Annotated in this window: 22 protein-coding genes; 12 read left to right on the top strand and 10 right to left on the bottom strand. The window is 45.2% G+C overall.

The features are described 5' to 3' along the window. The first annotated feature begins 9 nt into the window (after positions 1-9). The gene (locus tag PTQ21_RS24605) at positions 10-450 is read left to right on the top strand and encodes a YhfM domain-containing protein (protein ID WP_269055284.1); all 441 of its coding nucleotides are present in this window, start codon (positions 10-12) and stop codon (positions 448-450) included. Between the two features lie 147 nt (positions 451-597). Here PTQ21_RS24605 and PTQ21_RS24610 read toward each other — a convergent pair whose 3' ends face one another. The 4 genes from PTQ21_RS24610 to PTQ21_RS24625 form a co-directional block, all read right to left on the bottom strand. Further along, positions 598-1,914, bottom strand: coding sequence for a nucleobase:cation symporter-2 family protein (locus PTQ21_RS24610; RefSeq protein ID WP_063563096.1), 1,317 nt, complete (start codon positions 1,912-1,914; stop codon positions 598-600). 350 nt (positions 1,915-2,264) lie between these two features. Continuing rightward, the gene (locus PTQ21_RS24615) at positions 2,265-2,564 is read right to left on the bottom strand and encodes a Dabb family protein (RefSeq protein WP_063563097.1); all 300 of its coding nucleotides are present in this window, start codon (positions 2,562-2,564) and stop codon (positions 2,265-2,267) included. Positions 2,565-2,599: 35 nt separating this feature from the next. Beyond that, positions 2,600-3,145 (bottom strand): PadR family transcriptional regulator, encoded by a 546-nt coding sequence (locus tag PTQ21_RS24620; protein WP_063563098.1) that lies wholly within the window; start codon positions 3,143-3,145, stop codon positions 2,600-2,602. A 70-nt stretch (positions 3,146-3,215) separates the two neighbouring features. Continuing rightward, positions 3,216-4,373: a YhgE/Pip domain-containing protein gene (locus tag PTQ21_RS24625; protein WP_079693954.1), complete on the bottom strand. Its 1,158-nt coding sequence runs from the start codon at positions 4,371-4,373 to the stop codon at positions 3,216-3,218. A 97-nt stretch (positions 4,374-4,470) separates the two neighbouring features. Here PTQ21_RS24625 and PTQ21_RS24630 point away from each other — a divergent pair, with 97 nt between their 5' ends. Then, positions 4,471-5,724: a cytochrome P450 gene (locus tag PTQ21_RS24630; RefSeq protein ID WP_072733333.1), complete on the top strand. Its 1,254-nt coding sequence runs from the start codon at positions 4,471-4,473 to the stop codon at positions 5,722-5,724. Positions 5,725-5,833: 109 nt separating this feature from the next. On the opposite strand, the gene PTQ21_RS24635 is transcribed toward PTQ21_RS24630, so the two are convergent. Continuing rightward, positions 5,834-6,418: a TetR/AcrR family transcriptional regulator gene (locus PTQ21_RS24635; protein WP_274567469.1), complete on the bottom strand. Its 585-nt coding sequence runs from the start codon at positions 6,416-6,418 to the stop codon at positions 5,834-5,836. A gap of 230 nt (positions 6,419-6,648) precedes the next feature. Here PTQ21_RS24635 and PTQ21_RS24640 point away from each other — a divergent pair, with 230 nt between their 5' ends. The 3 genes from PTQ21_RS24640 (at position 6,649) to PTQ21_RS24650 (ending at position 9,748) form a co-directional block, all read left to right on the top strand. Beyond that, complete coding sequence (locus PTQ21_RS24640) at positions 6,649-7,773, top strand: NADH:flavin oxidoreductase (RefSeq protein WP_274567470.1); 1,125 nt, start codon at positions 6,649-6,651, stop codon at positions 7,771-7,773. A 203-nt stretch (positions 7,774-7,976) separates the two neighbouring features. Next, entirely contained in the window at positions 7,977-8,828 is an 852-nt protein-coding gene (locus PTQ21_RS24645) for an AraC family transcriptional regulator (protein WP_274567471.1), read from the top strand. Continuing rightward, positions 8,825-9,748 carry a DMT family transporter gene (locus PTQ21_RS24650; RefSeq protein ID WP_274567472.1) on the top strand — a complete coding sequence of 308 codons (924 nt, stop codon included), beginning with the start codon at positions 8,825-8,827 and terminating at the stop codon, positions 9,746-9,748. The genes PTQ21_RS24645 and PTQ21_RS24650 overlap by 4 nt, the downstream gene beginning before the upstream one ends. A 95-nt stretch (positions 9,749-9,843) precedes the next feature. On the opposite strand, the gene PTQ21_RS24655 is transcribed toward PTQ21_RS24650, so the two are convergent. Beyond that, entirely contained in the window at positions 9,844-10,536 is a 693-nt protein-coding gene (locus PTQ21_RS24655) for a pseudouridine synthase (protein ID WP_063563103.1), read from the bottom strand. Positions 10,537-10,695: 159 nt separating this feature from the next. On the opposite strand from PTQ21_RS24655, the gene PTQ21_RS24660 reads away from it, so the two are divergent. The 6 genes from PTQ21_RS24660 (at position 10,696) to PTQ21_RS24685 (ending at position 17,217) form a co-directional block, all read left to right on the top strand. Then, complete coding sequence (locus tag PTQ21_RS24660; protein WP_256336318.1) at positions 10,696-11,565, top strand: hypothetical protein; 870 nt, start codon at positions 10,696-10,698, stop codon at positions 11,563-11,565. A 71-nt stretch (positions 11,566-11,636) separates the two neighbouring features. Then, positions 11,637-12,269, top strand: coding sequence for a DUF1963 domain-containing protein (locus tag PTQ21_RS24665; RefSeq protein WP_274567473.1), 633 nt, complete (start codon positions 11,637-11,639; stop codon positions 12,267-12,269). Between the two features lie 272 nt (positions 12,270-12,541). Next, the gene (locus tag PTQ21_RS24670) at positions 12,542-13,750 is read left to right on the top strand and encodes an MFS transporter (protein ID WP_063563106.1); all 1,209 of its coding nucleotides are present in this window, start codon (positions 12,542-12,544) and stop codon (positions 13,748-13,750) included. A 90-nt stretch (positions 13,751-13,840) separates the two neighbouring features. After that, on the top strand, positions 13,841-15,079 hold the full coding sequence (locus PTQ21_RS24675; protein WP_024630502.1) for an aspartate aminotransferase family protein: 1,239 nt from the start codon (positions 13,841-13,843) through the stop codon (positions 15,077-15,079). Positions 15,080-15,358: 279 nt separating this feature from the next. After that, positions 15,359-16,408: a zinc-dependent alcohol dehydrogenase gene (locus PTQ21_RS24680; protein ID WP_079693960.1), complete on the top strand. Its 1,050-nt coding sequence runs from the start codon at positions 15,359-15,361 to the stop codon at positions 16,406-16,408. 71 nt (positions 16,409-16,479) lie between these two features. Then, on the top strand, positions 16,480-17,217 hold the full coding sequence (locus PTQ21_RS24685) for an HAD family hydrolase (RefSeq protein ID WP_072733338.1): 738 nt from the start codon (positions 16,480-16,482) through the stop codon (positions 17,215-17,217). 102 nt (positions 17,218-17,319) lie between these two features. Here PTQ21_RS24685 and PTQ21_RS24690 read toward each other — a convergent pair whose 3' ends face one another. The 4 genes from PTQ21_RS24690 to PTQ21_RS24705 all read right to left on the bottom strand — a co-directional run bounded on the left by PTQ21_RS24690 (position 17,320) and on the right by PTQ21_RS24705 (position 19,562). Beyond that, positions 17,320-17,502, bottom strand: a complete 183-nt coding sequence (locus tag PTQ21_RS24690; RefSeq protein ID WP_024630505.1) for a YjfB family protein — start codon at positions 17,500-17,502, stop codon at positions 17,320-17,322. 316 nt (positions 17,503-17,818) lie between these two features. After that, positions 17,819-18,079 carry a hypothetical protein gene (locus tag PTQ21_RS24695; RefSeq protein ID WP_095205928.1) on the bottom strand — a complete coding sequence of 87 codons (261 nt, stop codon included), beginning with the start codon at positions 18,077-18,079 and terminating at the stop codon, positions 17,819-17,821. A gap of 33 nt (positions 18,080-18,112) precedes the next feature. Next, positions 18,113-18,973, bottom strand: coding sequence for a Cof-type HAD-IIB family hydrolase (locus tag PTQ21_RS24700; protein WP_274570565.1), 861 nt, complete (start codon positions 18,971-18,973; stop codon positions 18,113-18,115). Between the two features lie 100 nt (positions 18,974-19,073). Further along, a complete protein-coding gene (locus PTQ21_RS24705) occupies positions 19,074-19,562 on the bottom strand; it encodes a GNAT family N-acetyltransferase (RefSeq protein WP_256337915.1) in 489 nt (162 codons plus the stop codon). Between the two features lie 245 nt (positions 19,563-19,807). On the opposite strand from PTQ21_RS24705, the gene PTQ21_RS24710 reads away from it, so the two are divergent. After that, complete coding sequence (locus PTQ21_RS24710) at positions 19,808-20,968, top strand: S8 family peptidase (protein WP_274567476.1); 1,161 nt, start codon at positions 19,808-19,810, stop codon at positions 20,966-20,968. Positions 20,969-21,049 lie beyond the last annotated feature (81 nt).

The raw sequence follows: 21,049 nt of genomic DNA on the forward strand, positions 1-21,049 counted from the left end.
GTGATCAAATTGAGAAAATACATCTATTGGATTGGGTCTATAACACTTTTGTTTATGTGCCTTACGGGTTGTTCAGCGGACAACATACAATCAAAGGGAAATCAGGTTATCGTTCAACAACCGGTTGAGAGCTCCAATCAATATACCCTGTATAGAAAAATTACCGATCCAGCACAGGTGCAAGCCATCAGGAACATCACCGCCTCTATCCCGTCGAACAATACTATAGCGGATATGGTGCGACCTCCGGATTATAAATTCTTTTTCGAGAAAAAGAACACAGATTCCTCAGATAAAAGTGTCATCTATAACCTCTGGATCAGTCCCCATCAGGATCAGGTTGAAATCATCATTGAAAGTAAACCTACTTATGTTCAATTAACTAAGAAGAAATCTGCAAAACTTTTCGAACTCATCACAGGTGAAAAGCTTCCGGGGTATGTTGAGTAAAAATATCCAATTGTACTCTGCAGTTTACCCAAAATAAAGACCCAAGAGGTTCATTGGCAAGGGGAGTCATTCCGATCATTCCACCTCAACCAATACATCTTGGGTCTGTTCCATTTATTCAGATCGCATACCTGTTACAAGACAATCTTAAGTATGTGCTTCTTGAGCTTGTACAGGCTGTACGGGCAGACTCTCTTTTTTAAATCCGAGGTTAAAGAAAACATTGAGCAGGATGGCACACAGACTGCCTGTGATAATACCATCACCAACAATAATGCGGATACTTTGAGGCAGCTGGGCAAACAGATCCGGCACAGCCGTGACGCCAAGACCGAGTGAAACCGAACAAGCAACGATTAACAGATTGGATTGCTTGCTGAAATCCACATGTTGCAGCATTTTAATCCCGGATGAGACTACCATGCCGAACAGAACAACCGTTGCCCCGCCGAGTACCGCGCTGGGAATAATCGTTGCGAATGCCGCAACTTTGGGGATCAGTCCAAGAAAAATCAGAATACCTCCGGCTGCAACAACCACATTGGTCGTTTTCACTTTGGAGAGCTGAACCAAACCGACATTCTGAGCAAATGTGTTATACGGAAAAGCATTGAAGATACCACCAAGTACAAATGCCAGACCTTCTGCGCGGTATCCTCGTGCCAAATCCTTTTCGTTAATCGGTTGATCACAGATTTTGCTCAAGGCCATAAACACACCTGTAGATTCGATAATGACAACTGTGCCGACAATAATCATGGTAATGATCGGACCGATTTCGAAGGTAGGCCATCCAAAGTAAAAGGGCTGGGGCAAATGAAACCAAGAGGCTTCCTGTACAGAGCTGAAATTCACTTTCCCCATGATGGCAGCGACGAGGGTACCCACAATAATACCGAGGAGAACTGCGAGGGATTTGACAAAGCCGCGAGCATATCGATTCAGCACCAGAATGAAGAGCAATACCCCGAATGAGAGCGCCAGATTGTCCAGACTTCCGAAATTCTCACTGTTTGCTCCACCTGCCATGTTCTTGATGCCCGTTGGAATTAACGCCAGACCAATAATGGTTACGACTGTTCCAATCACAACGGGAGGAAACAGTTTGACGATTTTACTAAAGAAAACAGCACATATAACGATGAATATCCCTGCTGCTATGATGGAACCGTAAATGGCCGGAATTCCATATTGTGATCCAATCGCAATCATGGGAGTCACAGCAACAAATGAGCTTCCAAGAACCGCTGGCAAGCCAATCCCCAAATACTTCCCTTTACGTGCTTGAAGCCATGTCGCGATACCACAGGTTAACAGGTCAATCGATACCAGATACGCCAATTGTTCCGCAGTCAGGTTTAACGCTCTTCCCACAAGCAGCGGAACCAAAATGGCCCCGGCATACATCGCCAATACGTGCTGAATTCCCAGTGAAAAAATCCTCATTCTCTTGGTTTCTCTCATCCCTACCTGCCCCCTGTAATTTAGAATCACTTTACCGCTGCAAAAATCATGTTATGTTGATTCACATTATATAAACAATTGCGGGAAGTTCCATTATCCATAACATAGAATTGTTGCAGGTTATAAAGAGACCTCATTATATTGGGCATTTTGTACAAAAAAGGGATGAGCACAGCTTCTTTTAACGTTATATTACCTCACATGAAATCCCGAAACACCTTTACTTCTCCCGATCATCCCCATCGAAAAACGTAAAAAGGCCAGCCAGAAAATTCTGGCTAACCTAATCATTTCAGAGCCACCGCCATGGCGACTTCTTATGCATAATATAATATGGACAATATGCAGACTCAAATCGAATAATCGACCACAATTACATTCTCCAGCCACTCATTCAGGGAGGCTACAAATGCCTGATGTGCAGGATGCGGGCCATAAGCACGCAGCGCTTCCTGATCTTCAAATGTCACTCTCAGGCCAAGTGTGAAGCCCTGAATATGATCCGTCTCCTCTGTTACATTAATACCTGCGGTGAGATCCACAATTCCAGGAATCTGTTCCTGTAACGCGAGTAATTGAGCTACCAATTCTTGCTGTTTGACCGTAGTGATTTTATCGTTCAATTTGAATGCGACCAAATGTTCATACATTATCTTTTCACCTCATTCCTTTAACGAGTAGTGATTTAGCTTTTTAATACTCTGCTCTGAACATGATGCAGAAGTTTCTGAAGCCAGATCATATCACTCTGAATGGAGTGGTACGCGTGATCTCGCATCAACAACAGTGCATCTTTCAGATCCTCCTCCACATCAATCTCCTGAGGTGTATGAGATTCAATATATTCCAGCCTCTTATTCATCTTCTCAATAATATCCTCAATCAAATACGCGATCTTCTGATTATCCACCTTATCCAAATGGACCAACGCAGCGTATAAGGACTGTACATTCGTAAACTTCTGGAACACCTTATATATGCTCTGTTCAAGGGACTGACGTCCTTTTTCGGTAATTCCATATGTCGTTTTGTCTGGTCGATTTTCACTCTGAATTGTTTCTACCTTCTCAATAAGACCCTTCTTCAGCAACACTTCAAAATTATAATAAATGGTACCTTCGGTAATCTTGGCATCCGTTTGATCCAGATGTTTCCCAATTCGCTTCTTAATATCATAGGGATAATAATTCCCTTCACTTAGTGCACCGAGTATAAATATTTGAATCGACATGTGACTGCCCCCATTCTGCTAATCGAAGGGCATAGCTTCTTCTTCATCGCCTACCCTCATATCTTCTATTTTATATCATAACGGGCTGTTGTACAGACTCCTGTGTGGTACTAGTTTGCTTGGCTTTTTTGAAATGATGAATGGCTGTATTGATAACAAAGGCTCCCACACCAACCAATGCCAGCCCAACAGCATAATGCACCGTTCGTCCCCCACCGAAGAGAATATTGTAATCCAGATGCGTTGAATAGAACATCGGTGTGATTTGACTTACGAATTTGAAATATCCTGGCATCATCTCCGGTGACATGGACGTCCCGTTTGCAATGGATTGGCTGAGTACGAATATCATATTGATCAGCATTCCGCCTTGACCCAGAAGCATGATAAAGATACTTGTAAACTCAATCGACACAAACAACTGCAAACTATGCACCATCCACAGTTTCAAAAACGCTTCCACGCCATACCCTTGCACCATAAAATAAATGCCTATCCCTACAAGTGGAGCAAGGATGGAAACAAGCAGGTTGACTCCTCGCATTGCAAAGAATGCTTTCCATTTCCCCATCTGTCCTTGCAGTTGTTTCATGCCGCCAATGCTTTGCATCGCATAGATCATGGCTCCAACATAGAGCGCCATGGTGATAAACATCGGTGCCATCTGATTTTGCATGCCTGCTGGTTGCGGGTTGCTCAGAACGATGTCGGATGATACTTTGTCCATGGTCGATTCCACAATCTGTTTCGATTGCTCCGCAGGAACCTGCATACTGCTCAGCACACCCTCAAAGCTCTGTGCCTGAACCTGAGCACCGATCTGCGCAGTGATTTGAGCAGCTACATTTTTCATTGAACTGGTGATCGTTGTTGGGTTCGATTCATTAATCAGGTACTGGAGCTGAGCTTTACCGCCTTGTTCAGACAGTTTCTCCGTAAAATCACCCGGTATACGTATGATCATATGAATATCCCGATCTTCAAGCCCTGTCTTTGCCTGTTGCAATGATTCGTTGGTTACTACCTTAAATGGCAATTGTTCTTGCAATTTTTGTACAAACTCAGTACCGGATTGCTGGTCCTCGTTGACAATGGCCACCGTAAGATTGGTTACATTTTTGGGGATTGCACTATATCCCGACATAAAAACGGTCAACATTACAATCTGATAAAAAACGATCATGAATATGCCTGCCTTGACTCCGCCGTGCTTCAGTATGTTCTTCACTCTTTACTCCACCTTGTTGTTTTAATTTAAACTACTTGAATTAAAGTACTCTTATTTGTTATATTTGTCAATGAGACCAACCAAGGAGGCGAAACGAATGACGAAGAGCTCTATTATTTCTCTGTCAGAAATCACGAATTTCCAATCGAAAGAAGAAGAATTCAGTCCCTACCGTTGGTATCGCAGCATGTTGAATCAGGAACCTGTCATCTACAATGAAGAGACCGATTCCTGGCATATATTCAAGTATGATCTTGTCAAAACCGTGCTTAATGATCACGAGCACTTCTCCAGTGTGAGAAAAAGATCAATTGTGAACGTCGGATATTCAAGTGAAGAAAAAGGTGCGGACAGCGAGCATCACATGCCGGACAAGCTGGATATTCACAATGTAGATCCGCCGGATCATCGCAAGCGGAGATCATTGCTGGCAAGTGCGTTTACACCGAGAAGTCTCAAGCTTTGGGAACCGAGAATACAGGCAGTGGCCGAAGAGCTAATTAAAGAGTTTGAGCATCAATCAGAAGTGGACATTGTTGAAGCTTATACGAGCATGTTTCCTGTCATTATCATGTCTGACCTGCTTGGCGTTCCTTCCAAAGATCGTCATTTGTTCAAGGGTTGGGTGGACACCATGTTTATGCCCACTACCGATGCCACCTTTGATCAAATTAACGAAATGAAAAAGATTGCCGGCGAAGAATATTTTAAATACTTGTATCCCTTCGTTGTGTCCAAAAGATCCAATCTGGGAGAAGATATCATATCCGACCTGATCCAGGTGGAAGTGGATGGCGAGCACTTTACGGATGAAGAGATTGTGCGAACCACCATGTTTATTCTGGGTGCTGGCATAGAAACAACAAGCAACCTGCTGGCCAACTCGTTCTATGCCCTTCTGTATGATCAACCGGAATTGTATGCCGAACTCAGGGATAACCTTGAGCTTGTTCCAGCCGCGGTAGAGGAAATGCTGAGATATCGCTTTCACATCAGCAAAATGGACCGGATGGTCAAAGAGGATAACGATCTGCTTGGTGTTAAACTGAAAAAGGGAGACGCTATCGTAGCGTGGATGAGTGCAGCCAATATGGATGAGAACATGTTCGAAGACCCGTTCACCTTAAATATTCATCGATCGAACAATAATAAACAGCTTGCATTTGGTTTTGGTACTCACTTCTGTCTGGGGGCACCACTGGCGCGTCTGGAGGCCAAAATTGTACTGACCACATTTTTAAAAACCTTCACCAGCATTGAACCCGTGGAAGGATTCAATCTGGAGGAAAACCTGACTGCCTCTGCGGCCGGACAATCTTTAACGACCCTTCCGCTGAAGCTATATACGTAAATTCATCTGACGTAAATTCATTTATGAATTGATAATCTTCACTATATTTTCGATGGATAAAATCAAAACAAAAAGAGCAGATCTCATCTGCTCTTTCTTTCTACATTCGTTAATTCAGTAAACCTGTTCCATTCATCATATATGGCACCACTCGCTCGGCCAATTCAGCCGGGGATTCCTGTCTCTCCTCCAAATTCCAGCGATACGTCACCCCATAGATGGACCAGCTCAGCATCGTTGCCAAATACGCCAATGTTTTGGGTGGCTCTGCTCCATCTGTTTGACTCATGGCAAGCTCCAGAACGAGCTTCTCTAACTGGGCCTTAATATTTTCTTCAAAGATTGGCGCTACGGACTCATATTTCTTAATACATTGGTTACTTGAATCATGATAATTACATAACGAGATCACCAGTTGCTTCAGGGTCTCTTCTGTCAAATGTGCCTCTGCATCAATCTGTTTGAGCACATATTCTTGGAAAGCATAGGACAAAACGGATTCAAGCAGTTCATATTTGTCTGCAAAATGGGCATAGAATGTGGCCCGGTTAATCGTCGCCTTTTGTGTAATATCCTGAACTGTGATGGCTGAGAAATCCTTTTTATTCAAATGATAAAAAAACGCATCCTGAATTAATTGACGGGTTCGGATCACCCGTGGATCATTGGGATTTGGAGAAAACTCACCTGACATATACAAAGTGTCCCTTCTAATCGATCTTGTAATCAAACTTCTTAATGCTCTGCTCCTATTATAAATAGCTCCTGTTAGCTCAACAAGTAATCCGGGGTTAAACCAACATTATTATGGTCGCTTCGCTTAAGCAACACATTGGATAAATCGTCGGTTGATGCAGCCACTCTCCATTGATAATATTGCACTCGTACCCCGCTTGGAGGTGCACTATTATGGAGGTGTTTGACTTGAGTAATCATCAACAACAAGTTCAATCCACGGAAAATCTGTTTCAACCTTATACGATTCATAACTTAACCCTGCAGTCTCGCATCGTTATGCCCGCTATGGGTCGGGCTTTCTCACCCGATGGTGTACCGGGTACCGATGTAGCGGCTTATTATCGCAGACGTGCCGAAAATGGCGTCGGACTTATTATTACCGAAGGTGTAACCATTGATCATCCGGCGGCAACCAGCGAACCGCGTGTTCCCCGTTTTCATGGTGAAGAAGCATTGAACGGCTGGGCAGAAGTCGTCAGACAAGTTCATGAAGCAGGGGGCAAGATTTTTCCTCAGCTCTGGCATATGGGTATGGCTCGTCCAGCGGGATCGCAGCCTCATCAGGAAGCTCCATCCATTGGACCGTCGGGTATTGATCTCGAGGGAAATCTGACGGGTGAACCGATGACAGACGAAGAAATCGCCAACATCATTCAGGCTTTTGTGGACGCAGCAGTTCATGCCAAACAGCTTGGGTTTGACGGCATTGAAATTCAAGGAGCACATGGTTACCTGGTTGACCAATTCTTCTGGGACAGAACAAATACACGGACAGACCGCTACGGCGGTGATCTTATCAAGCGTACGCAATTCGCTACCGAACTTATTCAAGCAATCCGTTCTGCCGTGGGTCCCGATTACCCGATTGCCATTCGTTTGTCGCAATGGAAAATGAGTGATTATTACGTCAAACCGCTGGACACACCAGATAAGCTGGAGTTATTCCTGAATGTGTTGGTAGAGGCCGGCGTCGATATATTCCATTGCTCAACACGACGTTTCTGGGAGCCGGAATATGAAGGTTCGGAACTTGGATTTGCCGGCTGGGTGAAAAAACTGACAGGCAAACCAACGATAGCCGTGGGTTCTGTCGGTCTGGATGATGAATTTACAAGTCTCTATACGGAAGGTAAAGGTGCAGGACACAAGGATTTAGATGATCTTCTCCTTCGTTTGGACCAGCAGGAATTTGATCTGGTTGCCGTTGGACGCGCACTACTGGCTGATCCGGCGTGGGCTGTGAAAATCCGTGATGGCCGTGTGAATGAAATTCAGGCTTTTTCGCCAGAAGCACTTGCTACGTTGCTATAACAATAATTTAGGTTCAAATTAATATTGTTATCCGTTAAATGAGCTATAATTGAACCAAAATACTCGTCATCCATCTAGTTAGGGACAGCGGGTATTTTGGTTTTTTACATGTTTGACAAAACAGAGCGAGCAATATCGTCCAAGAAAGTTCCTTCTTTTCATATTATAATGACATTTAACTTACCAGAAAGAAGGTGCAGCAGGTGACTCGCGAAGTGCGAACCGTCGTGTTCGATACCGATTTACAGCTCGAAGCCTATCAATTTGAAGGTATTATGCAGAAATTCCCCAATCATTTTCATGACTATTACGTCATTGGATTTATTGAGCAAGGCAAGCGACATCTCGTATGTAATAACGAAGAATATATCCTAAACACTGGAGACATGATTATTTTTAATCCGCATGATCCCCATGCCTGCGAACAGGTGGACGGCAGAACTCTGGATTATCGCTGCATCAACATTCAACCTGAGGTCATGCGCCAATATGTGCTGGAAATTACCGGACAAGATTATTTGCCACGGTTTACTTCCCCTGTTCTCTATCAGAGCGAACATGTTACTTCTTTGCATGAGCTGCATCAGATGATCTTGGAAGAGCAAGCTGACTTTCACAAAGAAGAACTGCTGCTCTTTCTGCTGGAACAGCTGATGAGAGAATATGCCGATGCCGAACCGCCCATTTCCGCCCAGGACGTCACCATCGAGATTAGACTCATATGCGAGTACATAGAGACTCATTATATGGAGAGCATTATGTTGAACCAATTAGTCGAGTTAACAGGGCTGAGCAAGTACCATCTATTGCGTTTGTTCACTCGTCAAAAAGGGATATCTCCCTACCGCTACCTGGAAACGATTCGCATCAATCAGGCCAAACGGCTATTGGAACAAGGCCAGCTCCCGATTGAGGTTGCAGCGCAGACCGGTTTCAGTGACCAGAGTCACTTTACGAATTTTTTCAAAAAGCTAATTGGCTTGACCCCCAAGCAATACAGACGCATCTTCAACCATGAAGTGGATCCAAAGCGCACAGCGGATGATCTGTCATGACAGGTCAGAACAAAATTTCCACTGGACACCTGCTAGCCTTACTTACGATCCTGATCTGGGGAACAACGTTTATCTCCACCAAGGTGCTACTGATCGATTTCACGCCGGTGGAGATTCTCTTTTTCCGTTTCGTGATTGGCTATGTGGTGCTCTTCCTGATCTATCCGCGGTTAATGCGAATTACCTCACTCCGAGAAGAAATGCTGTTTATCGGTGCTGGATTATGCGGGGTTACGTTATATTTTCTCATTGAAAATATTGCCCTGGTGTACACCTTAGCTTCTAATGTAGGTGTTATTGTATCGATTGCCCCTTTCTTTACCGCAGTCCTTGCACATTTCTTTCTGGATGGAGAGAGATTGCAAAAGCGGTTTATCTTGGGCTTCGCCATTGCCTTGTCTGGCATTATCCTTATTGGATTCAACGGCAGTTTCATTCTGCAACTGAATCCCCTGGGGGATCTGCTCGCTTTCGTGGCACCTGCTGTGTGGGCGATCTACTCTGTTCTCATGCGCAAAATAGGTGAACTTCCCTATCACACCATCGGTGCTACACGCAAAGTATTTTTTTATGGACTATTATTCATGCTGCCGGCTTTGTTCCTGTTCGAATTCCACTTCGATCTCGGGCGCTTCGCCAACATGACCAACCTCTCGAACCTTCTCTTTCTCGGACTGGGTGCCTCGGCCTTATGTTTTGTAACCTGGAACCGGGCAGTGAGTCTGCTGGGAGCCGTCAAAACAAGTGTGTACATATATTTGGTGCCTGTCATTACTGTCGTCGCTTCTGCACTGATTCTACATGAACGGATTACCTGGATAACGCTGCTTGGCGCTCTATTAACGTTGCTCGGATCATTTATTTCAGAGAAGAAAGTGCACAGAAAAGACCACCGTAGTACGTTGCCAGAACTTGAATAGTATATGGTTTCATCGTCCAAAACTCAAAGAAAGGCATTAATCCATTACGGATTAGTGCCTCTTCATTTTGCCAGGACATTGAGCAGATGCAACTTCTAATTCAACATGGACAGAAGATTCACCAGCTCCTGCTTCTCCAGATGTCTCCATTGTCCACGTTCCAGTCCATCCAGCGTAACATTCATAATTCGGATGCGCTCCAGCTTGAGCACTCTGTATCCCAAGGCTTTGCACATTCTGCGGATTTGCAGATTAAGCCCCTGAGTCAAAATGATACGAAATACGTTCTCACTATGCTTATATACCTCACACGGTTTCGTCACCACATTCATAATCTCAACCCCTTGCGACATCGCCCGTACGAATTCGTCTGTCACTGGTTTATCTACGGTTACTACGTATTCCTTGTCGTGGTTATGCTCCGAACGCATCATCTTGTTCACAATGTCCCCGTCGTTCGTCAGAAAAATCAATCCCTCGGACGCCTTATCCAGCCTGCCAATCGCAAAGATACGCGAGGGATAATTCACATACTGAATGATGTTTCCCTCCACCTGTTCGGCTGCGGTGCAGACAATGCCGATGGGTTTATTCAGAGCAAGGTAAACAGGCTCGCGATCATTGTAAGGAATCTCCTGGCCATCAATGAGCACAATATCCTCAGGCTCCACGTCCGCTCCTTTTTCACATACTTTACCATTAATCGTAATGCGCCCGGCTGCAATTAATCGGTTCGTTTCCCTGCGGGAACAGTATCCCGTTTCACTTATGTATTTGTTAATTCGCATGCTCCACCACCACTTTGTTCAATAGGTTAGTACCTTGTACTGATTTTCATCACACATCATCTCACTTATAATGAAACGAAGCAAATAAATTGTTATTCGGAGGTACATAGGTAATCCAAAATAAACTATGGAAAGGAGTTAACCATGGACAAAAAGTGTATGAGAGTCCTTAAAAAGTTATATTTTCACGCCAATGGTGATTATGACAGAGCACGTGAAGTAATGATCTATCAAACGGATACACTAACTCCTGCCGAACAAGATATACTGACTTCAGTGGGCTGGGTGGCTAATGATCTGGAGATGGTCCACCATGATGATATCATTCAACGACTAATCGCTTTCCAGCAGAATGAACGTCTATCCTGGTCAACGATTACCCAAGCATTTATTGCAGGTGTCGGGGGCAGTTATCCTCGAGGCATATCTACGCTCGCAAGCTACCATATGATGATTCACTCAGAGCCACATGCTTACGAAGAGACTGAACAGTTCCTGGCTTGCAGAGTTTGCGGTTTCAGTCATAGCGATGAGAGCTGGAAGAATTTATCCAATATCCGTTACGCCCTTCACCAGGGTTATGATTACAGTGGCACAAGCGTAGGTGCATACGCCGATCTGACAGAGTTTGTCACCATACTTGAGCAAGGACCAATTAAACCGACTCCCGAGGATATCACCACATTCAATCAACTGCTTCGCATGCTGGATCAGGCTGAAGACGAAGAGTCTCCGGGGAAATTTGAGAAACGACTCACTGCAGAGAAATTAGTCAAAGGACACGCCGGGATTCGCCGAAGTATTCTTCAAGCGCTGTCCAGAGTAGGTGTACTGCCCAATCAGGTTCTCTCCCTCAGTACAGACCATTGGACCAACAACGAGCATATCCTGAACGGTGAGTTGCTGCTTAATAATACCAAAGGCCGCTCTGATATGGAGATGCCTTGGGCTGGCTGGCAAGGTAAACTAGGCGTCGATTGGGACAAAGCACGCAAGCTGTTTGGAAATGCGATTCAAGTCAAAGACTGAACGGTCAGCCCGTCATAATTAATGTGTTGTCCGTTTAAACAGCTTAATCCAGACACAAAGAGGAGTTTACCATGCACAAAGTTAACCAGCTTTCAATTGACCCTGATGTTCTGAACCAGAATACTGGCATATGGATTGGCGGAGAAATCGCATATGTTACAGATTGGCCGCTTAATCAGGAGAGCCAACCCTTGTTGCATCTGTTCTCCATTGATTGCAATACACTTTTCCAACAGATGCATGTCCCTTCGTTGCCACCCGGGAAGTACATTTCGGTCTTCTCCACCTATTCCGCTTCGGAATACTTTTTGGACCAGGTAACCTATACGGGGGATGAGCTGGAATGGAAGGAGAATATTCTCGCTGGATGTACATATGTATCCGTATCTTCAGAGCCACTAACTTCCGTATGTCCCATTCAATCCATTCCTTTATGCGGAGTAGGATTGACGGAAGTAGAGATAGAGGAACAGGATTTCCCTGCCTTTTCATTTTTCTCTTCCATGCTACCAAACGGTGTGAACGGAATTAGCCATTTGTTAGAGGACTATCAATTCGTTGGTCAGATTTATTCCGGGGATTTCCCCCATCCCTATCAGGATATACTGGGACTTTCCGATGCAAACGGATATTTGTTATTACGAACTGGCCCCGCATCTGCTCAGGCACCCTTGGATGGAATTTTCTTTGTGCAGACTGCTTAGTAGGACGACAGCTTAAGTTAAATCATATTCGGATTAATGTTCCCGAACGTCAAGAAGTTTCCTGTCTATTACAGACAAGGAAACTTTTTTTTGCTACGACACGAAATCGTTTTAGGTTGAACATTGTGTGAGAAAGATCATTCATTCGTCAAAATTTAACATTATTTTACAATAAAAAGCATGTACAATTGCATAATTATGGTATAAGTTATATACGAAAGAAACATTATTTACATAATATAAAATTTATATCCATCTTAGGAGGACAACTTATGAGAAGAATTTTCGCTTTAAGCTGCGGTTTTTATCTGTTAATCGGCATAACCAGCGTTGTACTCGGTGCACTTCTACCCGTTTTATTGACACATTATGAGCGTGGTTATAGTGATGGCGGATTTTTGTTGTTTCTGCAGTTCCTTGGTTTTCTTGTCGGGGTGCTCGTTGCTCCTTCCATGACTGCCCGCATCGGCAGAAAATCCATGTTAACCATCGCACTGATCTGTATTGTGGCCGCCTATGCCGTTCTCGGATTCTTGCCATCCTGGACAGTTGTTCTTCTTCTAACCATTATTGTCGGGTTTGGGTCTGGTATCATTGAGCCCTCCGTTGGTGCGTTTACGATAGAATTCACGGAAAATCAGAAAGCAGTCGCAATGTCCAAGCTTGATGTGTACTTTGCCCTCGGAGCACTTCTCATTCCGGCAGTCGCTGCCTTATACATTTGGCTGGATCTTTGGCATCTTACGTTTTATACCGTTTCCGCGTTATCCCTTATTCTCATGCTGTTATGGGTGACCATGCCCACCTCCGCCGCTTCTTATCTGAAACAAGCTGGTGAAAACACCGTTGGACATGCAACGGGCAGGGCCCAGTATTCCAGAAAACATATGGGGCTGCTCACCATCTTCGTCATCTTTTTCTTCGTTTACATGGGTCTGGAGTTAGGCCTGATGAACTTCCTGCCTTCCATCCTGGTCGAACGATTGCAGTTACAGGAGTCTGTCGCTTCACTCAGCGTATCCATCCTATGGATTGCCATGATTATCGGTCGTCTTTTTTCCGGAAAAATTGCTGAAGCTGTCAACTACATGCCTTTCCTGATCTGGAGTACGGTAGGTACACTTCTGTTCGCCGTTGCCATGGTGTTCGTTACGGGCCAATGGGCTACATACCTGCTAATCTTCGGAACCGGATTGTTCATGTCAGGGCTGTTCTGTATTGCACTGGTCTATGCCAACATTTTGATTCCGGGCATGACTGAGCGCACAACTAGCATCCTGATTGCATCAGGGGGTATCGGTGGCGCCATTCTGCAGTATGTAACCGGATGGAGCATGAGTGCGTGGCCTGTAGTGAACACGATCTGGATTTTGGCCGGATTTTGTCTGATTTTGCTACTCACTCTCGTACTCTCTCATCTCTGGAATGTAAGGAACAGCGCCGTAAGTGGAACTCTCGCACATCAGAGTAAAGAGATTTAAACGTTGCTTCTTGAGAGGGGTGATGCCCGCGTAATCCGGAATTATTGATCTTCGTTCAGGCTAGTACATTACATTTATGGAGGGAATCGTATGCAAACCTTAACCAAAAACCGTTTCAGAACCGGACAAGGGATTAAGTTGATTGACGATGCAGGCGTTGAATATCTGGATGGTGTGTCCGGTACGTTCAACCTGTCACTGGGCTACAATCACCCGCATGTCGTGAGCAAAATTCAGGAACAAGTCGGCAATCTGACGCATATGTCTTCCTCCTTCACAGAACCGTATGTGGATGAAGTGCTCGATCATCTGATTGAATATGCTCCAAACGACATTAATGCCGGATGGATGCGGGATATTACGGGCTCAACCGCCAATGAATGTGCCACCAAAATTGCACAGAAATACACGCAATCCACAGACATTATCAGCCTGTACCTGTCCCATCATGGTCAGACCCAGTTTGCAACAGGGATTTCGGGAAATGCCTTCCGGCGGAAACGGTTTCCAAATTCGGCTGTTGCCAACTCCGTTCATGTGCCTGCACCATACTGCTATCGTTGCCCATTCAAATCCTCAAGCGGAGACTGCGGATATCAATGCGTTGAAGCTATCTCCGATGCCATAGAATATGCGAGTTCCGGCTCAGTCGCCTGCATGATTATTGAACCGATCCTCGGCAATGGCGGCAATATCATTCCTCCTGCTGGTTATTTCAAGCGCCTGCGTAAACTGTGTGATGAGTACAATATCATTCTTATTGCCGACGAAGTACAGACGGGAATCGGACGTACCGGGTATATGTTTGCCAGCGAACTGTTCGATATCCAGCCTGACATGATTACCCTTGCCAAAGGTCTCGGTGGTATCGGTGTGCCTGTTGCTGCGGTATTGATGCAGTCCCGATTAAATGTACTGGAAAAGCATGAACATTCCTTCACCTCAGGAAGCAATCTGATCTCTGTAACCGCAGCCAAATCTACCCTGGAGGTTGTATCCGAACCCGGATTCCTGGATGACGTGAAACGCAAAGGTGAAATTTTAGGTGGATTACTGCAAGATTTGGCCATGAAATATCCAAGCATTGGTGAAGCTCGCGGAGTCGGCCTGATGTGGGGATTGGAAATGGTGGGTGACAATAACGAACCGGATACGGATAAAACCAACGCCATTATCGACCGTGCCTTCACGGATGAGCATCTGATTTTAAGAGGATCACGTTACGGCTTCGGGAACGTAGTTAAGGTCAGACCATCGCTTACCACAACAGAAGATGAGTTGGTTGAAATTGTAGAGCGACTCGATTCAGTACTTGCCAGCGTCCATTAAAACATTTCAATGCCATTGCTCGAAGTGGTAGTTTCGGTTACGAATCGTTCTTCTGATCGCTGTTATCCCCGGATTTTTATTTGATTTCCCTTTTCCGAGGGAAAAATCCGTTGATAGCGTATGCTTCCGAAGCAGCTTTCTTTCAGAAAGCTTTAAGGCGAACGCTCCGCTTCTCCAGAATCGATTTCGTCTCCTTCACTACTTACGTATCTTGTCAGAAACTGTTTTTAAAATGAATCGCTATAGTTACATTTCATATTATTATAAGGAGGTTTTAACATGTTAGCATTGGTATACAAATCGGCTTGGGATGTAGTGCTTGAGGAACGGCCTGTTCCAGAAATCGCAAGAGACAATCAGGTGCTGGTTCGAATCCGGGCAACGGGTGTGTGCGGTACCGACCTTGGTATTGTTAGCGGTAAATATCATGCGGTTCCTTCCGTTATTCTGGGTCATGAGTCTGCCGGGGAAGTCATTGCCGTGGGCTCTGCTGTAACGACACTGCAACCGGGCGACCGGGTTGTCATCGATCCTACCTATTATTGCGGGCAATGCGACATGTGCAGAACAGGCAGACAAAATCACTGCACACATAAGTCGGTTACAGAGACAGGTGTGAGTGCTGACGGTACATTTACGGATTATTATGTAACCGAGGATCGCTTTTTGTATAAATTGAAGGACCATGTGAGCTATGAGGAAGCGACCTTGACTGAACCACTGAGCTGCATGCTTACAGGCATTAATCAGATCCATCTGCTGCCGAATTTTAGAACGATTATCCTCGGCGCAGGGCCGATTGGTATTCTATACAGCTACGCCCTCGCTTCCAAAGGTGTCACTGGCTGTCTCGTCGACATCTCCGAAGAACGCCTGGCTATTGCAGGTTCGATTGCACCGGATCGCTGGGAGGTTCATTCATCCTTTGAAAATGCGATAGAGTCGCTGGCACCAACAACTAATCAGGTTGATATGATTGTGGATACGACAGGCGTTGTGGGCACACAAGTGCTCTCGCAACTCGCCAGCGGCGGTTATCTCATGCTGGTCGGTCTGAGAGATGGAAACACATCGTTCAATCCCAAGGAAGTTGTGGACCGCAGTCTGAAAATCATTGGCTCCATCGACTCCCTGGGTACATTCGCAACAGCACATTACATGATTGAGCAACAGATTATCCCGGCGAAAAAAATTATCACCCATTCGTTCCCATTGGAGGATTACGAAGAGGCATTCCGCACACTCGGCTGCGATATTCAGGGGCGCACACTTCAAGCTTCTTCACATGCCATCAAAGTGGTGCTGCAATCCAGCGGCTCCAGTATCTAATGTAGCAAGTTAATCATGATTGAGATAAATTAGAGATAATTGCTTACAGAATCCTGGAGGAGGAATACAACATGGTAGCAAACAAGGAGTTTGACGGGCTGGGAGAGTCGAAGGATGACAGCATTCAGGCGGTCATTTTTGACATGGATGGCGTACTGATTGACAGCGAACCGATTTATTTCGAGATTGAACGCAGCTCTTTTGCCCATTTTGGCGCAAAAATGACGGAGGAAGAACATCACACCTATGTTGGAGTTACGCTGGAATCGATGTGGCGGCAAGTGTTGGACAAGCACCAGTTGACGGCTACCGTGGAAGAAGCCCTCGCCTACCATCAACATAATGTGATGCAGACGATGCTGGCTCACCCGAAGCTGACAGCCATGCCTTCTGTGGAACGCTGGTTAAGCTGGCTGCATGAGCAGCACATTCCGATAGCCGTTGCTTCTTCATCTCCACGTGCACTGATCGATCTGATCATGGACAAGACCGGACTTGGAAAATACTTTGAGGTCCGAATGACAGGTGAGGAAGTCACGAACGGCAAACCGGCTCCAGATATTTTCCTGACTACAGCTGAAATGATTGGAGCATCGCCTTCGAACTGTCTTGTCATTGAGGATTCGCGCAATGGTGTTCAGGCCGCCAAAAGTGCAGGCATGCGCTGCATCGGATACCGTAATCCGGGATCAGGTGACCAGGACTTATCCAAAGCCGATCTTCAGATTTCCAGTTACGATGAGTTATGGACGCTCAAGGATACACTTCCGTTGGAAGGCAGATCGCCAAGCTTGTCGGAAATAAACTAAGACGAAAATAAATAACCCAAACGGCTTCAATTCAATGGAATTGGAGCCGTTTGGGTTTTGCTTGCTGCAAATTTAACGCGAGAACGCAAACTCAAATATCGTCTAGACCGAAATATCCAGACTTCCACCCAAATTAGGATGAGGAGCCGGAACCGACTTTAACATTTCTGTTAGTTGTTGACCTTGCTGCTCTGCCATGTCTTTCGACATTGACATAACTTGCAAGCTCGCCGACTGCGCCACTGAGACTTGACTCATAGCCATTGATAATGCTGCAATATCCATGTTCTGCACTCCTTTCGTTTTCTGGTCAATAGGCATACCTATTTTATATCGGTCAGGTGGGAGGAAATATGTAATTCTCTCCTTCATGTCCATCAGCTTAACATTCGCCCCACCCTAAATCCCCCCGAAGATGCTATAGCAATACAAAACATCAACCAATACGTATATGTTAAAATCATGGGGGAGGGTTGTTTATGAACGGGAAAAAATTTGTTATCCTTTTATCAGTCATCGCCGGACTTTGCATCGGATTATTTGGTGGATTTATCTACTGGGCCTTGTCCGGAGTCTAGAACATTTCTATGAAAAAGAGTCCCTAACCCAAGTATTTTAATACCCCCTCCGTTTCCTTCGCTCTCAGGGTTACTTTGGCTAATAACTGTTCCGGCTGCTGAAAATCCTCTTTGATCTCTGCCATCATTTCCTTCAACATCTCTTCCAGTTGCGCTAGTGTAGTCTCTTTAGGTAAAGTACGAGTTCTTGCGATCTCATGTTTACGAAACGAATCATCGTACGATGGAACTGTTTCCTGACCGAATGCACTTATTTCTAGCTCAACTTTTATTCCTTCCGACATTGGTTTCACCTCTTCCCACTCGTTTGAAGTTGATTAGGACTCAATCAATCCATATTTCACAAAACTGTGGTACAAGCCATCTTCTTCAATAGTTCCTGTTATATCATCTGCAATGGCTTTGAGACCTGGCTTGGCATTGCCCATCGCAATCCCTACAGCACAATACTCCAGCATCTCCGCATCATTCATGCCATCCCCAATGGCAAGTGTATCTTCACGTGACATACCCAGATGCTCCAATAAATCTGCAATAGCAATGGCTTTATGAATGCCCGGGATCATCAGTTCACCGCTTCCTTCACCGAAGATGGGCACTGTGCACTGAATGACTTCAAATTTGCCTTCGAACTCCTGCTTGATTCGATTGAACGGAATCGTAGAGCTTTCCAGAAAACAAACTTTGTTTACGTCGTCCTTGTATAAATCGGCTTCACCATATGTCAAACCAGCAATAAACGGATGTGGCTTTTGTTCTTTTTTCGCTCTGGCACCGGGATCATTCTCTACATCCCCATAAATGCGACGTTCCAGATGAGATTGAAGATTGGCGCTGGCGTACAAAGCCGAATTGGATTCGAGGTAGAAGTCAATCTGGTGTTCATTGAAAAAATCGACCATATGTCGTACATCTTCTGCCGTTACCCTTTTGTGATACAGCACATCCTGACCGAATTCAACATATCCACCACCAGCACCGACCAGACCGTCAAATCCTACGTCCCAAATAGAATCATAGATTTCCGCCTTCGATCGTCCTGTACATAAATAAAGCAGATGTCCATTTTCACGTGCCTGTTTGCATGCCTGTTGTGCGGAAACCGGAATGTTGCCGTCATCATCTACCAATGTGCCATCAATATCTATAAAAACAATCTTTCGATTCGTTGTACTCATCTCGTATCCCCCATTAAAGTAATCCAAACGCATCACCCTATATTCCCCTTCGGTATCCGCAGTTCGTACATCAAAGTAATCATAGTCATAATCACTTATTTTATAGCAATTTGTCCATATGCACCGTCTGCCAATCATCGTCCTGCTCCACTACAACCACATATCCCTGACGTTTCCAGAAATCCACGGCACCAGGCAAAAAGCGATGTGTATGCAAATACAAGGTTGTGTAGTGCAGCTCTGCCACCACTTTCTCCAGTTCTCTTACGAGGAGTGAACCGATACCGTATCTGCGATATTTAGAATCCACATAACATTTTACAATTTCGGCGGCAGACTGCTCAGGATATTGTCCATTCACAGCTTCGATACGCCCATCATAAGGCAGGATACCGATGGAACCCACGATCTCATTATCTTCCGTGACCGCAACTAGAAAGACAGTAACGGCTGAATCCAGATAATGTTCTTTGAATTGCTCCAGATCTACAGGTAATTCCTCATGATCCAGCATTGGAAATACTTCTTTGCGTACACGCATGGCAAAATCAATTGCATCTTTCATTTGGTGCTCTTGAATAGCTATCACTCTCGGGACCGCCTGAAGCTGTGTCACAAAATCCACATTCCTTATTCTTAGATTCGAGCCCGTTTCAGCTCCGTATACGAACCCAACGAAACGCAAGTTCGCTCTCTGCTTACAATTCTACCGAAATAAACTCTTCCTATCAATCTATCTAAACTCCTAACCAAAATAGCAGAAAGCCCGCGCGATTTGATAGGGTTCGCATACGATAAGGCGTGTCATCAATCAAATTCGAGGGGGAAGAACATATGTGGTTATCGCTTGGAATGTCTGCTGCAGCTCTGCTGGCAATTGGGTTCGTCTATCGTTATGTGGAAGATAAACTTGCCGCCAAAAAGTTTTATCCCCACGCACCCAAGCAGCTGTTAATCAAGTTCAAGGAAGGTACGACAGCTGACGAGATGCACACTCTGCATAAAAAAGCAAAATGCAACGTAGCCGAAACGTATGAAGATCTGGGCTGGTATCGCCTTGAATCAAGAAAGAAAATGCAACGTATGTTAAAACACTACAAGGATCATGTGCTCATTGAGCACGCTGAACCTAACTACTACCTTCAGGCATCGTTTACACCAAGTGACCCGTTTTTCCCTTACCAATACAACTTGCAAAAAATCAATGCTCCTGCTGCCTGGGATATTTCCCAAAGTAACAGTTCGGTGAAAATCGCGATCATTGACACTGGTGTGCAGTTAAACCATCCAGAGCTCGCTGGCAAGCTCCTTCCCGGATACGATTACGTTGATTATGATAATATTCCCGAAGACGGTAACGGACACGGTACCCATGTAGCTGGAATTGCGGCTTCTATAACCAATAACGGAGTTGGCATTGCAGGTGTGGCACCACTCGCTTCGATTGTCCCGCTGCGTGTGTTGGATAACAATGGACAAGGTACAACGGGTAACGTCGGAAACGGACTTGTTTATGCAGCCAACAACGGTATTCAAGTCGTTAACCTGAGTCTCGGTGGACCAACGGGAGAAGCCTTTCTTCAGGCTGCCGTGCAATATGCATGGGATCGGGGCGCTGTCATTATCGCGGCAGCAGGTAATGATAATACTTCGTATCCGATTGTACCTGCATCTTATCCCAATGTCATTGCGGTAGCTTCAACCAATCCTTCCGACCTCAAATCGAATTTCTCAAACTACGGATCGTGGGTAGATATGGCTGCACCGGGTGATACCATTCTGTCCACATACCTGGGTGGCTCATATGCCTATCTAAGCGGAACGTCCATGGCCGCTCCCCATGTAGCGGGAGTAGCTGCATTGCTGGCTTCCCGTGGGAAAACTAATGCGCAGATTCGTGATGCCTTATGCTTCGCATCCGATCCCGTATCCGGCTCTGGTGTCTACTGGACATATGGGCGACTGAATGCCTATCAGAGTCTGCAAGTGCCATAACACAATTACATTCACTCTTGATGGCATGGATCATCGCCATTTCCGTTTCTCACGTATAAAGAAATCAAAAAAACCATGGGG

Source organism: Paenibacillus marchantiae, assembly GCF_028771845.1.
Classification (GTDB): domain Bacteria; phylum Bacillota; class Bacilli; order Paenibacillales; family Paenibacillaceae; genus Paenibacillus; species Paenibacillus marchantiae.